A 14770-nucleotide genomic window follows, 5' to 3' on the forward strand; every position below is an offset into this window, starting at 1 on the left:
TGGCTTGCAACAACCTTTAGAGAATTGTTCAAGGCTTATCCACAAGTTGCTGATCCGTCTCAATTTTTGAGATTGAACGGAAGTTCAGGGCTGTAGACAGGGCGTGAAACATCGCCCGCGCATTCATCCGGAACCGGCCGGAAACACCGCCGGACTGCGCAAACCATGCACAATGAGGCCATGTGCCTGCTCGCTCTTGGCTGGATGCACCACCCGCGCTGGCGGCTGGTGATGACCGGCAACCGTGATGAGTTCCACGCCCGCCCGACGGCGGCGCTGGCCCCCTGGCAAGATGAGACCTCCGTCATCGGGGGACGCGACCTGCGCTCCGGCGGTGGCTGGGCCGGTGTCGGTACCGGCGGCCGCATGGCCGTGGTCACCAATGTCCGCGATCCGCTGGCCGCACAGACCGGCCCGTCCCGGGGGGCGCTGGTGGCCGACTTCCTGCGCGGCCGCGACCCGGCCGCCGTGCATATCGACCGGCTGGCGACCGTGGCGGGCGCGTATGCGCCCTTCAACCTGCTGCTGGCCGACGGCCACAGCCTGGAGTTCCTGGGCAACCACCCCGCCGAGCGGCAGAGCCTGGGCCCCGGCGTGCATGGCATGTCCAACGGCGCACTGGACGCGCCGTGGCCGAAGACCCGGCGGCTGATGGCTGCCCTTGAAACCTGGCTGCAGGAAGATGGGGTCAGATCCCTTTCGCAAAGCGAAAGGGATCTGACCCCAGACCTGACCCCGCTCTGGAACGCCCTCGCCGACGAACATCGCCCCGCCGATAGCGACCTGCCCGACACCGGCATCGGCCTGGAACGCGAGCGCTGGCTGAGCCCGGCCTTCATCCGCGGCGACGACTACGGCACCCGCGCCAGCACCGTGCTGTTGATCGACGCCGATGGCCACGGCGAAATCCACGAGCGCCGCTTTGGCCCGCAGGGCGCAGCCAACGGACAGAGCCACGTCATTTTCTGACCCGGTCATGCTGGCCGCTGCCCGGAATCCCTTTCCAGCGGGGTAGTGCCGGCCGCTGGCCGGCAACTTCCGGATCTTCGGGCAAGCCACGCAGCGGCCGGCACTACCCGCTCCAGGACTGCCAACGGCGTCATTCAGCTTCCCGACGCAGCGCCTTTCCGCCCGCACCACAGGGCCTGCGCTGCTGCGGCCACCCCACTGTGCCCTTTTTGCGTCTGGCACTGTGTCTATAAATGCCGCCCCCAACCTCCCAAAGTGGTCGTGCCCGGCACCAGGCCGCGCGATCCACATCTACATGGAGGCCCCATGCGCCGCACCCTCATCCTGCTCGCCACCCACCTGCTCACCCTCGGCCTGGGCTTCGGCCTGGGCATCTATCTGCTGCCGATCCTGATCGCCCCCGATGACCCGCCGATCACGCAGGTGCAGGCCGCGATGAACGACGCCACCTACCACACCACCTTCCGCCGTGACCTCAAAGGCAGCGACGCGGTGCACTGGGCCGACGGCAAGGTCAGCGTCAGCGCACGCCAGGTCGCGTTCGACGGAAAGATGGGACCGGGGCCGGACTACAAGGTCTACCTGGTCCGCGACTTCGTCGACAACAAGGCCGATTTCCTGAAGATCAAGGCGCAGGCCCAGCGCATCGGCGAGGTGAAGACCTTCAACCGTTTCCTGGTGGACGTGCCTGAAAGCGTCAACGTGGACGACTACAGCACCGTCGTGGTGTGGTGCGAACGCTTCGAGCAGTTCATTTCCGCCGGGCAGTACCGCACGCCGGGCTGAGGCCGGACATCATCCCGGTAGTGCCGGCCGCTGGCCGGCAACAGCACGATGCGTCTGCTGGTGAGGAGGTTGCCGGCCAGCGGCCGGCACTACCGATGCGCGGTTCATGCATATGGAAGAAGGAGGCGGAGCCGGCCGATAAGCCGGGTTCTGTCGTGGACAGTCATTCCTCTAGGCGTTACGTCACCGCAACGCTCAAGCAACCTACCCGGATCCAACGCGGGCCGCGCCAAAGGATCCCTATTTGGTCTTGCTCCAGGTGGGGTTTGCCGTGCCGGTCTGTTGCCAGACTCGCGGTGCGCTCTTACCGCACCATTTCACCCTTACCGGCCTTCCGAAGAAGACGTAGGCGGTATCTTTCTGTTGCACTTTCCGTCGGCTTGCGCCGCCCAGGCGTTACCTGGCACCTTGCCCTATGGAGCCCGGACTTTCCTCGGCACCCCCGAAGGGATGACGCGACTGTCTGGCCGGCTCCGCCAGCGCACATTCTAGCCTACGCACGCCCGTCCTGCCGTGCTGATCGCGGCGTCCGGTTCATCCATCCACGCAGGGCGTGGATCTACTGGAGGTCTAACCCATCCACGCATGGCGTGGATCTACCGATTCCGCCGCTTTGGTGGGTGCGGACCTTGGTCCGCACGATCCATCAACTGCCGTACAACGCCTTGCGCGGTGCGCCGGTCAGCTCGGCCGCCAGCTTGGCCGCGGTCGACGGCGGCAGGTGTTCGCTCAGCTTGGCATACACACGGCGGCCATGCGCCAGCTGCGCTTGCTCATCGTCGCCGGCGCCCTGCACCATCACCACAAACTCGCCCTTGCGCTGGTTCTCGTCGGCTTCCACCTTGGCCAGCAGGCCGGCCAGGTCGCCATCGAGCACGGTCTCGAACAGCTTGGTCAGTTCGCGCGCCAGTACTGCCGGGCGCTCGCCGCCGAAGATCGCCGCCATGTCCGCCAGCGACTCGGCGATGCGATGCGAGGATTCATAGAACACCATCGTGCGTACTTCACCGGCCAGCGCCTGCAGACGGTCGCGGCGGCCGCTGGCCTTGGCCGGCAGGAAACCCTCGAAGCTGAAGCGGTCACTGGGCAGGCCGGCCACGCTCAACGCGGCGATGGCGGCACAGGCGCCAGGAATCGGGCTGACCTTGATGCCGGCCGCGCGCGCGGCACGCACCAGGCGGAAACCGGGGTCACTGACCAGCGGGGTGCCGGCATCGCTGACCAGCGCCAGCGATTCGCCAGCCTGCAGGCGCGACACCAGGCGCTGCGCCAAGGCCTCTTCGTTGTGTTCATGCAGGGCCACCAGCGGTTGCTGGATGCCGAAATGCGACAACAGCTGACCGCTGCGGCGGGTGTCCTCGGCACAGATGGCCGCCACCGACCGCAGCACCTCCTGCGCGCGCGGGCTCAGATCGGCCAGGTTGCCGATCGGGGTGGCGACGACGTACAGGGTTGGGACACTCATTTCAGCGGTACTCACGGGGCAAGGGTAGAATCGTAGCGTGTACCCGGCCAAGGCCGCTGCCCTCATCGCATGGACCCGATCATGAACAAGCCCGCCGCACGGATCTCCGCCCTGTCGTTGTCGCTGATGCTGCTGGCCGGCTGTGCCACCACCAGCCTGACCAGCGCGCCCGAATCGCCGGCGCAGAGCCAGGCGCTGGCGCTGATCGAACAGGGCAAGCCGCGCGATGCCGCGCTGCAACTGGAAGGCCTGGCCGCCACCCTGCGCGGTGGTGCCCGCAGCAATGCGCTGGCCGACGCGGCCTGGGCTTGGCACCTGGCCGGCGACAGTGCCCGCGCGCGCAGCCTGCTCGGCCAGCTCACCGCCCGCCAGCTGTCCGGCCCCAGCCTGCAGCGCTACCAGCTGACCGGCGCCGAGCTGGCACTGGCCGACAAGCAGCCGGCGCAGGCCCTGGCCCTGCTGAAGGAACATGGCGACAACGTCTTCCCCGCGCTGCGCACGCGCTGGTACGTGGCCCGCGCCAACGCGCTGCAGGGCACCGGCGACGCGTTCGGCGCCGCCACCGAGCGCGCCCGCGCCCATGCCAGCCTGACCGGCAGTGCGCGCAGCGAGAACCAGGCCGCCATCTCCGGCCTGCTCGGTACCCTCGACGACGCCACCCTGCGCAGCCGTGCCGCCGCCCTGCCGGCCAACGACCCGCTGTACAACTTCGCTGGCCGTGCGCTGATCGCACGCGGCCTGCCGTTGCCGCGTCCGTTCGACCGCGATGGCGCCGCCCAGTTCGATACCAGCAAGCGCCCGCCGGCGATGAGCGACGGTTACCGGCCGCCGGCCAAGCTGGCCGTGCTGCTGCCGCTCAGCGGCCGCCTGGCCACCGCCGCACAGCCGGTGCGCGATGGCCTGCTGAGTGCCTACTACGGTGAAAGCCGCCGCCGCCCGGACATCAACTTCTTCGACACCGCCGGCACCCCGGCCGGCGCCCTGGCCGCCTACGACAAGGCCGTTGCCTCCGGTGCCGACTTCGTGGTCGGCCCGCTGGGCCGCGACGAAGTGGACGCAGTGTATGGCCGCCAGCAGCTGCAGGTGCCGGTGCTGGCCCTGAACCGCGGCAAGGATGCACCGCCGGCCGGCAGCGCCGGTTTCTCGCTGGCGCCGGAAGACGACGGCATCGTCGCCGCCGAATACCTGCGTGGCCGCGAGCGTGGCAAGGCGCTGGTGATCAACAGCGCCGACGACACCGGCCGCCGTGCTGCCGCCGCCTTCGCCCAGCGCTTTGCCCAGCGTGGTGGCCAGGTGGTGGCCTCGATCGGCGTCAGCGATGCGGTGGGCGACGTTGGCGCACAGGTGCGCAATGCCGGCCAGGTCGATGCCGTGTTCCTGGCCGTGCGCGCGCCGCAGGCGCGCCTGCTGGCGCCGCAGCTGGCGCTGGCCGGTGCCGGTGGCGCGACCCGCGTCGGCACCTCGCAGCTGACTGTCGGCAGCGGCAAGATGGAAGAAGACGTGGCGCTGGATGGCATCGTCTACCCGAACGAAGCCTGGAACGTGCGCAGCGTGTCCGGCCTGCCGTCGGCCAGCCAGGTTGCCAGCGCGCTGCCCAGCGCCCGCGGTGCGGCCGGTCGCCTGTTCGCCTTCGGCGCCGATGCCTGGAAGATCACCGCCTACCTGGACAAGCTGTCGAATGAAGGCGGCCTGGACGGCGCTACCGGCACCCTGTTCCTGGACAGCAACGGCAACATCCTGCGCCAGCCGGCATGGTCCACCTTCAATGGCGGCCGGCCGATGCCGATCGTCGGTGGTCGCTGAGCGCAGCCAACGTGGCTCGGCGGTGGAAGTCGCCGCCGAGCAGCATCTGCAACAGGCCGGCCTGCAGCCACGCGCGCGCAACGTGCGCTACCGTGGCGGCGAACTGGACCTGGTGATGGATGACGCTGGCACCGTGGTGTTCGTGGAAGTGCGCTATCGCGCACGTTCTGACTTCGGCGGTGGCGCCGCTTCGGTGGATGCACGCAAACGCCGGCGCTTGGCGCATGCCGCACAGTTGTACCTGCAGGACAATCCCGCTCTGGCCGATGCACCCTGCCGTTTTGACGTGGTTGACGCCACGGGCGAGCCGCCGCAGCTGCGGTGGCTGCGTGATGCGTTCCGGCTGGATGATTGCTGATGGATACCGTCCGCTCTGGTAGAGGCCGACCTTGGTCGGCGCTTCTGTGCCAACCAAGGTTGGCACCTACCAGAGCGCGGCCTGGCCGGCACGACCACGGTGCGTGACTGATGCCGTCGATCATCACCCATGCCGCCGTACCGCTGGCGCTGTGGTGCGCGGCGGATCGCGGCCGCATCCCGCCGCGCCTGCTGGTTGCCGGCGTGATCGCCGCCATGCTTCCCGATGCCGATGTGCTGGCGTTCGCCCTGCACATTCCCTATGCCGATGCGTTCGGCCATCGTGGGGCCAGCCATTCGCTGCTGTTTGCCTGCGTGCTGGCGGCGATGGCGGCGGTGTTGGCGTTCTTTGCTGGTCGCCGACCTTGGTCGGCACCACACAGCTCCGGTAGTCGCCGACCTTGGTCGGCGGTTTCGTGCCAACCAAGGTTGGCACCCACCAGGGCGCGGCCAACGGTGGCATCTACCGTGCAAGCCGCTGTATTCGTCTTCATCTGCGCGGCCAGCCACCCGCTGCTGGATGCGATGACCTCCGGCGGCCTCGGCGTTGCCCTCGCCTGGCCGTGGAGCGAACAACGCTTCTTCGCGCCGTGGCGACCGATCCGCGTTTCACCGTTTGCCGCGCAGTTCTTCAGCGCACGTGGCCTCGCCACGCTGTTGTCCGAACTGCGCTGGGTCTGGCTGCCGCTGGCCGGCGCCGTTGTCGCCTGGAAACTGATCCAACCCGCTCCCGTTGCCCCACGAGATCCGTCATGAGTACTGCCCTGCCCGCTGCCCTGGTTGCCGAACTGTCCGCCCTGCTGGGCGCGGAGGGCTGGCGCATGGATGACGGCGCGCTGGAGGCGAACGCGCAGGACAACTCATGGCGCCACCAACGCCCCGCCGCTGTTGCGTTGCCCGCCGATATCGAACAGGTGCAGGCACTGGTCCGCGCCTGCCGTGCACACCACGTAGCGCTGGTTGCACGCGGCGCAGGCACCGGTACCACCGGCGCGGCCGTGCCGTTGCCGGGCAGCATCGTGCTGTCGTTCACCCGCATGGACCGCATCGTGGAGATCCGTGCCGGCGACCGCTGCGCCGTGGTGCAGCCCGGCGTGTTGAACGGCGCCCTGCAGCAGGCGCTGGCTCCACACGGCCTGTTCTGGGCGCCGGACCCGTCCAGCGCCGAAGCCTGCAGCATCGGCGGCAACCTGGCCTGCAACGCTGGCGGCCCGCGCGCGGTGAAGTACGGCACCAGCCGCGACAACGTGCTGGGCCTGGTGGCGGTCACCGGCACCGGCGAGGTGATCCGCTGCGGCGGCGCCTACACCAAGGACGCCACCGGCTACGACCTGACCCACCTGCTGGTGGGCAGCGAAGGCACGCTGGCGTTGATCGTGGAAGCCACGTTGAAGCTGACCCCGCTGCCGGTCAGCCAGGCCGGGCTGCGCGTGCTGTACCGCGATGCCGATGCGGCCGCTGCGGCGGTATCGCGCCTGATGTCGCAGCCGGTGGTGCCCACGCGCCTGGAATTCATGGATGCACGCAGCCTGGAACTGCTGCGGCTCAATGGTGCCGAAGTGCCGCAGGCCGGCGCCATGCTGCTGGTCGAAGCCGATGGTGACCACGACACCCTGCCCTACCTGCTGCAGGCACTGGCCACCGCCGCTGAAGGCGACGGCATGATCGAACTGGATGTGGCGATGGAAGGCCGCGCACGTGACCAGCTGTGGGCCGCACGCAAGGCGCTCTCACCTGCACTGCGCAGCGTGGCCCCGGGCAAGATCAATGAGGATGTAGTTGTACCGGTGTCGCGCATTCCCGATCTGGTGGCCGGCGTGCAGGCACTGGCCCGCGACTACACGCTCACCATCGTCACCTTCGGCCATGCCGGCAACGGCAACCTGCACGTCAACATCCTCTACCACCCGGATGACGCCGACGAGAACGCACGTGCGCATGCCGCGCTGCCGAAGATCTTCGAACTGACCCTGGCGCTGGGCGGCACGCTGTCCGGTGAACATGGCATCGGCCTGGCCAAGCGCGATTTCATGGCCCGCGCCTTCACCCCGGCCACGCTGGCCACCATGCGCGCGATCAAGGCCGCGCTGGATCCGGATGGCATCCTCAACCCTGGCAAGGTGTTGCCGCCGGTGTGATGCCCGCCGGGCATGGCCCGGCGCTACCAAAACGTGCACCTGTAGAGCCGAGCCCACGCTCGGCTGCTCTCCATTCAGATCACGGTGCACCGAGCTTCGCGCGGTGAGCCGAGCATAGGCTCGGCTCTGCGGAAGCCCGTGCCGTCACGTTTACCAGGCCATGCGCACACCCAGCTGGCCGCCCACGTTGCGGTAGCCGTGGTCACCACGCTGCACGGTCATGCCACCCCACGCGCCCCAGCGCTGGCCAAGCTGCAGCTCGGCACCGGCCTGCATTTCATAGCGGTTGCGCGGCACATCAGCGGCCACCGTGTTTCTGTTGAACTGCACCGTGTGGGTGCCGCTGCCGCGCAGCCAGTTCACACCCAGGTAGGGCTGCATGCGATTGCCCGCCGCCGTGCCATGGCCGAATACACGCACGCCCACGCGACCGTTCAGGCCACCGGCATCGGCACGGTCGACCACGGTGCCGTTCTGTTCCACATGGCGATCGGCGCGGTAATCGGTGTAGGACACCCGCGCCTGCGGCTGCAGATACAGCTGGCCCATCGCCCCCTGCCAAACAGTGAAGGTATAGCCACCTTCCAGCGACGTGCGGATCGTGCGTGAGTCATAGGTTTCGCGCTCCAGGCCGATGCCCTGCACGCGGTTGTCGAAGCGGGCATGCTGCAGGCTGGCATCCATGTACGCGCCATGCGTTCCTTCCGCATCCTGCATCCAGGTGGCATATGCACCCACCGCTGTACCACGTACGCGGCCATTGGCCGTGTAGCCGGTCAGATCCGATGCAACGCGATTGTCGGCACGCCCACTGCCCAGCATCACCCCGAACGCTGCATTGCCCCGCCGCAGCAGATCGCTGCCGATCTGCAGTACCGAGGTGCTGCCGTCCACCGACAGCTGCCCGCCCACGGCGGTGAAATCGGCTGCACTGCGGCCCACACGCGCCCATGCAGTGCGCCCTTCCTGCATCGATACCGCGCCCACACGTTCGTGCAGGCCGTGGTCGAACATGGTTACCGCCGCCCGCTGGTTGGCCAGGTACGCACCGGCTTCCGGGCGCAACATCGGCGGCGGCCGGATCGGATCAACCGTGCCGCCACCCTCTCCCTCGCCGCCACCCTCTCCCTCGCCGCCGCCATCACCCGGGTCGGGGCCCGGGCCCGGGCCACCCGAGCAGCCGGCGGCAAACGGATCTTCCGCGCAGTGATCGAACCACTGCGAACGCAGATACCAGGCACCATCACCTGGATTGGCCAGCCCGCCTTGGAACAGGAAGTATTCATGGGCGCCACCGACCGCACGCCTGGCCAGCGTGTAGCTGGCCAGCGATGCGCCGTCCACCTCGATCAGGCGGATGCCATCGACCGTCTCCGCGCCCACGCCCCCGATGTTGCGCACTGCAATCTGCGCATCGCCCGAGGCATCGCCGCGCACGTGCAGCCGATCCATGGCCGAGCTGTCATCACCCAGCGCACCGTTGAACAGGAACGTGGCACCCTCGGTGTGCAGATCACCGTCCACGGTGAGCGTGTTGAAGCGTCCGCTGCCATCGGACAGCACCAGCGCGCTGTCGCGCACCTGCAGTTCGCCCACGGTGGCATCACCGGTCAGCGTCCATTGGCTGCCGTCGTCCAGCGCCACGGTCTGCACTCGATCCGAAGCGCCCTGCCACAGCGAGGCGTCGGCCAGGCGCACATGCACCTGCGATTGCGGCATCAACCCAGCATCGACATCCTCCGGGGTGGTCACTATGTCGCCCAGCAGCTGCGCACCGCCTTCCAGCGCCACATCGAAGCGACCTGCCACGGCCGCATCCAGCGCCAGCGCAATGCCGTTGCCACCGGATACCACTGCACCATTGCCCAGCGTCAGGCCCGGATCACGCGTGCTGCGCACCCACACACCGCCGTGCTGCGTGCCGATCAGCGAGCCACCGTCGATGGTCAGGCGACCGCGATCGTTGATCACTGCAGCCCATGACCCTTCGCCCTCGGTGCGAATGTGCGAACCGGTCAACGTCATTTCGCCAATGCCGCCGATCAGCACACCATGTGCCTCCCGGCCTTCGGTAAGGATGATGCTGTCATCAAGGTGGATGCCGCCACCCTGGTGGGCGATGGCGCCTATCGCACCTGCACCAGAAGTATGAACTTTGGTCGCAGTCGCGTTGATGGCCGGATCAGCGCCGGAGGCGGCGAAGTTAGCGTACAACCCGTAACTCCTCTCTCCGGACGTGGTCACTTTCAAAGTGTCCAGATCCACCACACCTCTTCGCACATCGATACCGGCAGCCCGATCACCCTCGCTGATGACAGCACTGCGTGCCATGGTCAGCGTCGAATCGGAGACCATCATGACGGTACCCGTCGAATTGCCATTGCTGTGGAAGCTGGAGTCCGCCACAGTCACTGCATTGCCGCGACCACTGATGTTAAGCGCGTTGCCGCTGGCCTTCACGCTGCTTCCCGCAAGCTCAAGCTCGTTGCCATCGCCCAGCCAGATGCCCGACTCGCCTTCAATTGCAACGCCGGTCAGGATCATGTTCGCCCCGGTGGCCGCCACCGCCCGGTTGCCCCGCCCCATCGCCAAGATCGAGCCACCGGTCATCGCGATGTCACCTCCACCGCCGAGGCCGACCGATGACGCACCTTCCATGCGGATGTTCACATCCTGCAGCGTGGCCTGGCTGCCGGTGTGTGCCTCAACGCCTATGCCGGTGCCCTTGTTGATTACATCGGTAGCCGCCAGACGCAGTTCGCCGCCCGTCGTCGCCAATGCCGTGGTGGCAGCAAGACCGGTGGTGACCAGGGCCGAACCAGTCAGCTCGATACGGCTGCCAGCACCTTCGGCCCGGACTGCGGATGCACCATCGCTGGCGCTCACCTTGACCACACCCAGCGGCACGATGCTGCCGCCATTGAACGCATGGAAGGCATGATTGCCCCTTCCGGTTGTGCTGTATTCACCCGCTGACGGCGTTTGTGCGTCTCCATCAGCGATGATCTGCTGTGCGTGCGCACTGAAGGGAATGCCAACGGTGAGGGCGGCCGTCAGTGCGAGGGGCAGCGCCGTGTGTCGAATTTGACGGTATCGCATGTGCCAGTGTCCATTTATTGAGACCGGCATGGTGAATGTCGCGTTCAACACCAGCCATGCAATTAATTGCAACGTCTGATAAGACAATCCGCTGTTTACACGACGTTTATTCTCGTTAACAAGCTTCTTGATTGTGTCATCACTCGCCCATGCCACGCAGATTGCTGCGCCGAACCTGCTTTCTCGCGGCCCCGGGGGAAATACGTTCATTCTCTAGCGATGTCGAAGCCTGATGTCACTTCCCGAGGTGTGCAGGCCGTACATCCAGATGCACAATGGCAAGCGCCGTGACGACCAGAATGCTGGAAATCAAAGGTGCCGCCTGCCCCAACATTGCCGCCATCCAGGCCATGCGCCGGTTCAATCCACCTGAGTCGGAACGCTCCCCCCCCCGTGCCGTTCTGCTCCACACGCAGGAGGGCAAACCTATCCTCATGGGAGAGTTGCAACTGACCCGTTTCACCCCGCCATACATTCGGGTTCAGTCGCTTCGATGTCGTGTGGCTCCAGATGGACGCCACACATGTTTGCGAACAAGGCCGTGCCGCACCATCGAACGCATTGCAGATCGCTCACGGAGCGCCCATGCCGCGGGGCTGAACAGTTGCCCATGAACGTGACTCCAACAAGCCCGCTTTGCAACTAATTGCATGGGAAGCGAGCAGGTCGAACACGACACTTGACGTCGAACTGGACACCGCGCTTGTACGCCACCTGCCTGAATCGGGCTTAGAAGTGTCCACCCGCTTTCCCAGCCTGAGGTCGCACCATGAACCGTCATCCGCGTTCCGCCTTTTCGCTCAACCCGCTCGCCTGCAGCCTCGCCGCGGTGCTTGCCAGCACCGGCCTTGCCCCCCTTGCCTGGGCCGGTGATCTCGATAACCAGACCGCCGAAGTGATTGCTGGCGATCCCGTGGAAGCCTGGAATCTGCAGAATGATTCGGTGTTGACCGTCAACGGCGGCGAGACCCACCAGATCGATGCATATGGCTCGACCGCGACCCTCAACAATGCGCAGGTCACTTACGCTGGCTCCTCTGCCGGGAACGCGATCAGGCTGGGCAGTTTCTCCTCACTGCGCGCCACTGACAGCCTGATCCAAGGCAGGATCAGTATCGCGGGCGGCAGTCGACTGGACCTGACCGGAAGCACGGTACTCGTGACGCAAGCATCCATGCTCCCCTCGGCGACGGCATCATGGGGTGTCGATATTTCGCCTGGAAGTGCCGGCGCGCAGGACCCATCCAGTGCCCGCATCGACTCGACCTTCATCCAGGTGGACGATGCCCCCGACTTCACACGCGACCACCTCAGCGGACTGGGCGTGCGCGTGAGTCGCGGCGAGATGGACATCATCAACGGCTCACGCATCGTCGCCGCCAATGTGGGCGCCATGCTGTGGGGTGAGCGTGGCAACGTGGGCCCAGTACGGCTGAACATCGACAACTCCACGTTGCAGTCCGGCCGCGGTGCAGCGATTCGCGTGATGCCACTGTATGACAACAGCTACGACATCACCGTAGCCAATGGATCGCAGCTGCTCGGCGGCGATGGCAACCTGCTGCTGGTCGAGTACTTCCTCAACTCTGTCTCAACTGACCGCACCGACGTGCGTTTCACCGTGGACGATTCCCGCCTCATCGGCAACGTCACCTTCGACCCCACCACCGTCACCAACGGCAGGCTGGACCTGATCCTGCGCAACAAGGCGCAGATCGACGGCCGCTTCTTCAACGTCACCACGGCCAGCATCGATGGCGACAGCGCCTGGCTGATGACTGGCGACAGCAACGTCGGCCAGCTCACCCTGGGCGCCACCGGCACTGTGGCCCTGGGTGATGGCAGCACCTTCAATACGCTCAGCGTGGACAGCTTCACCGGCAACGGCGGCACGCTGGGCTTCAACACCCAGCTGGGCGATGACAGCTCGGCCACCGACAAGCTGATCATCACCGGCGATGCCAATGGCCAGGCCAACGTGCGCGTGACCAACGCGGGCGGCGCCGGTGCGCAGACCAGCAAGGGCATCGAACTGATCCGCATCGGCGGCGCGTCCAACGCGCAGTTCGATCTGCAGGGCCGTGCCGTAGGCGGGCAGTACGAGTACTTCCTGTTCAAGGATGCGACCGACGGTGGCTGGCACCTGCGTTCGCAGCTGGCCACCGCGCCGGACCCGTGCCTGGCCGACCCGACCCTACCGCAGTGCCGGCCGATTGTCGATCCGGTGGACCCGGTGGATCCGATCACCCCCATTCCAGTACTGCGCCCTGAAACCGGCGCCTACCTGGCCAACCAGTTCGCCCTGGACCAGTTGCTGCGCGACGGCTGGCGCGAACGCCAGGGCGGCAGCCGTGCCGACGATGGCGTGCGCGGCTGGGCACGCGTGGATGGCACCCAGAGCAAGCTGTCGGCCGTGGAAGACCAGCTGGACCTGCGCGTGGACCGCTCGCGCCTGCAGCTGGGTGCGGATCTGGGCGTGTTCGATGAAGGCCACGGCCGCGTGGGTGTGATGGGCACCGTGGCGCAATCCAGTGCTACATCGCGTTCGCTGCTGACCGGTTACAGCGCCAAGGGCAAGGTGAAAGGCGGCGCGCTGGGCGTGTACGGCAGCTGGAGCAGCGATGCACTGTACGTGGATGCCAGCGTGCAGCGCGGGCAGTTCCGCAACCGCGTGCAGGGCGAAGGTCTGGCCGAGGAACGCTACGATTCGGACATCTGGCAATCCTCGCTGGAAGCGGGTTACCGCTTCGGCATCGGCCAGATCGGCAGCACCGCGCTCAGCCTGCAGCCGGAACTGCAGCTGATCCATACCGACGCCAGCACCGATCGCCACACCGAGGCCACCGGCACCGTGGTGCGCAGCCTGGGCGACAGTGGACTGTCCGGTCGCGTGGGCCTGCGTCTGCAGGGCGAAGGCCGCAGCGCCGCCGGTGCGTCGGTCAGCCCGTACGTGGTGGCCAACTGGTACCGCGATGGCGCCAGTGACGGCATGGCCTTCGACGAAGAAGCGCTGAAGGCCAGCGTGCCGCGCAACCGCTATGAGCTGAATGCCGGTGCGCGGGTCAACTTCCGTTCGGGGCTGAGTGCCTGGGGCGGACTGGGCGTGATGCGCGGCGACCATGGCTACCGCGAAGCAACGGCCAATGTGAGCGTTGCCTACACCTGGTGAGGTGACGCGCGGGAACCTGCGGGGCTGGGCCCGTGCTCGGCTGCGCGTAGTCGAGCAGGGCTCGACGCGAAAGGTGACGCTTTTGGCCCGGCGTTGTGCATGCCGCATCACGCGATGCATGTGATTGAGAAATTCAGTGTTTCGCGTTTTGAAACTCTTCTGATTGGATTCACCAGCGCTCCATGCAAATCATGGGTCGCCACCGACAACGGGTGGCACGGGCTTGCAATCCCGTAGGACTACCGTGTTGTTTACGCTTGTCAGCCGGCGTCGCGCTTTCCTTGTTGCGCGGCGTCGGCTGGCAATCCGTCCGTGCGTCTTTGGCGGGCGGTGCGTGGGGGCCTTGCGCCCGCCGGCCACTACGGTTGTCCCCGGTATTGCAACCATGCATCGTCCGCCACCCTCGCGCCCGCGCGGCGGTGGCCCTTGCACCATGCACGAGGATGCCGCCATGACCGCGTCGCACTACCCCTATCTGTTCGCCACCCTGGGCGAGGCCGCCCACCAGCTGCCCGATGAGATCGCCCGCGCCCTGGAAACCACACTGAGCGCCACGCAGCCGGCGCAAGCACCTGCTGGGATCACCCTGCTGGGCTGCCTGCGGCAGATCCGCCACGTGGAAGCCGCCGATGGACAACCGTGGCCGGACACAGCGCGTCCGCAGGGCCAGCAGATGGCCTTGGCCCGCATCGATCGCGCCAACGCGGGACTGACCTTCCTGCTGGAGCTGCTGCACGCCAGCGAACGCGTGCGCGTGGACGGCAGCGACGACCAGCAGCTGGGCGACGATGCCCACGAAGGGCTGCTGCTGGCCTGCCGTGGGCTGGCCGAATACGTGGGTGTGCAGCTGCCTGCCGCTTGAAGGCCAGGCGCTGCGCGCACCCGGCCTGCCCCGCCGCGAACCGCAGCGCCGGCGTGGCCACGGCCAGCAGGCCAGGCCTGCGCTTGCACGGGCGTGTCGTGCCCGGCACTCTGTGTGCGGGC

10 protein-coding genes and 1 other RNA gene are annotated in these 14770 nt (G+C 66.9%); 8 read left to right on the top strand and 3 right to left on the bottom strand.

All coding sequences use genetic code 11. From position 1 onward, the window contains the following. The first annotated feature begins 180 nt into the window (after positions 1–180). On the top strand, positions 181–969 hold the full coding sequence (locus tag AC5P57_RS19690; RefSeq protein ID WP_262234617.1) for an NRDE family protein: 789 nt from the start codon (positions 181–183) through the stop codon (positions 967–969). 306 nt (positions 970–1275) lie between these two features. Continuing rightward, positions 1276–1755 carry a DM13 domain-containing protein gene (locus tag AC5P57_RS19695; RefSeq protein WP_142807246.1) on the top strand — a complete coding sequence of 160 codons (480 nt, stop codon included), beginning with the start codon at positions 1276–1278 and terminating at the stop codon, positions 1753–1755. A 123-nt stretch (positions 1756–1878) separates the two neighbouring features. On the opposite strand, the gene rnpB is transcribed toward AC5P57_RS19695, so the two are convergent. Both rnpB and rsmI read right to left on the bottom strand, forming a co-directional pair. Beyond that, positions 1879–2230, bottom strand: an RNA gene (rnpB, locus tag AC5P57_RS19700) — RNase P RNA component class A. Between the two features lie 171 nt (positions 2231–2401). Next, entirely contained in the window at positions 2402–3220 is an 819-nt protein-coding gene (rsmI, locus tag AC5P57_RS19705; protein WP_099553595.1) for a 16S rRNA (cytidine(1402)-2'-O)-methyltransferase, read from the bottom strand. 81 nt (positions 3221–3301) lie between these two features. On the opposite strand from rsmI, the gene AC5P57_RS19710 reads away from it, so the two are divergent. The 4 genes from AC5P57_RS19710 (at position 3302) to AC5P57_RS19725 (ending at position 7518) form a co-directional block, all read left to right on the top strand. Further along, the gene (locus AC5P57_RS19710; RefSeq protein ID WP_099553593.1) at positions 3302–5023 is read left to right on the top strand and encodes a penicillin-binding protein activator; all 1722 of its coding nucleotides are present in this window, start codon (positions 3302–3304) and stop codon (positions 5021–5023) included. Further along, a complete protein-coding gene (locus AC5P57_RS19715; RefSeq protein WP_185959181.1) occupies positions 5013–5381 on the top strand; it encodes a YraN family protein in 369 nt (122 codons plus the stop codon). Before AC5P57_RS19710 ends, AC5P57_RS19715 begins: the two co-directional genes overlap by 11 nt. A 110-nt stretch (positions 5382–5491) precedes the next feature. Then, positions 5492–6136 (top strand): metal-dependent hydrolase, encoded by a 645-nt coding sequence (locus tag AC5P57_RS19720; protein ID WP_099553588.1) that lies wholly within the window; start codon positions 5492–5494, stop codon positions 6134–6136. Beyond that, the gene (locus AC5P57_RS19725; RefSeq protein ID WP_262234546.1) at positions 6133–7518 is read left to right on the top strand and encodes an FAD-binding oxidoreductase; all 1386 of its coding nucleotides are present in this window, start codon (positions 6133–6135) and stop codon (positions 7516–7518) included. Before AC5P57_RS19720 ends, AC5P57_RS19725 begins: the two co-directional genes overlap by 4 nt. A gap of 150 nt (positions 7519–7668) precedes the next feature. Here the strand turns inward: AC5P57_RS19725 and AC5P57_RS19730 are convergent, their stop codons facing one another. Further along, positions 7669–10617 (bottom strand): autotransporter family protein, encoded by a 2949-nt coding sequence (locus AC5P57_RS19730; RefSeq protein WP_262234545.1) that lies wholly within the window; start codon positions 10615–10617, stop codon positions 7669–7671. Between the two features lie 769 nt (positions 10618–11386). Between AC5P57_RS19730 and AC5P57_RS19735 the strand changes: the two genes are divergently transcribed. Both AC5P57_RS19735 and AC5P57_RS19740 read left to right on the top strand, forming a co-directional pair. After that, positions 11387–13786 carry an autotransporter family protein gene (locus AC5P57_RS19735; RefSeq protein ID WP_262234544.1) on the top strand — a complete coding sequence of 800 codons (2400 nt, stop codon included), beginning with the start codon at positions 11387–11389 and terminating at the stop codon, positions 13784–13786. 451 nt (positions 13787–14237) lie between these two features. Next, positions 14238–14648, top strand: coding sequence for a hypothetical protein (locus AC5P57_RS19740; RefSeq protein ID WP_262234543.1), 411 nt, complete (start codon positions 14238–14240; stop codon positions 14646–14648). The last annotated feature ends 122 nt before the right edge of the window (positions 14649–14770 follow it).

The organism is Stenotrophomonas sp. YJH_SMC_79 (genome assembly GCF_059367995.1).

Excerpts from the sequence above, each read along its gene's own strand:
- AC5P57_RS19710 (WP_099553593.1), top strand. The coding sequence starts at position 3,302 with ATGAACAAGCCCGCCGCACGGATCTCCGCCCTGTCGTTGTCGCTGATG.
- AC5P57_RS19740 (WP_262234543.1), top strand. The coding sequence starts at position 14,238 with ATGACCGCGTCGCACTACCCCTATCTGTTCGCCACCCTGGGCGAGGCC.
- AC5P57_RS19735 (WP_262234544.1), top strand. The coding sequence starts at position 11,387 with ATGAACCGTCATCCGCGTTCCGCCTTTTCGCTCAACCCGCTCGCCTGC.
- AC5P57_RS19725 (WP_262234546.1), top strand. The coding sequence starts at position 6,133 with ATGAGTACTGCCCTGCCCGCTGCCCTGGTTGCCGAACTGTCCGCCCTG.
- rsmI (WP_099553595.1), bottom strand. The coding sequence starts at position 3,220 with ATGAGTGTCCCAACCCTGTACGTCGTCGCCACCCCGATCGGCAACCTG.
- AC5P57_RS19695 (WP_142807246.1), top strand. The coding sequence starts at position 1,276 with ATGCGCCGCACCCTCATCCTGCTCGCCACCCACCTGCTCACCCTCGGC.
- AC5P57_RS19730 (WP_262234545.1), bottom strand. The coding sequence starts at position 10,617 with ATGCGATACCGTCAAATTCGACACACGGCGCTGCCCCTCGCACTGACG.
- AC5P57_RS19690 (WP_262234617.1), top strand. The coding sequence starts at position 181 with ATGTGCCTGCTCGCTCTTGGCTGGATGCACCACCCGCGCTGGCGGCTG.
- AC5P57_RS19720 (WP_099553588.1), top strand. The coding sequence starts at position 5,492 with ATGCCGTCGATCATCACCCATGCCGCCGTACCGCTGGCGCTGTGGTGC.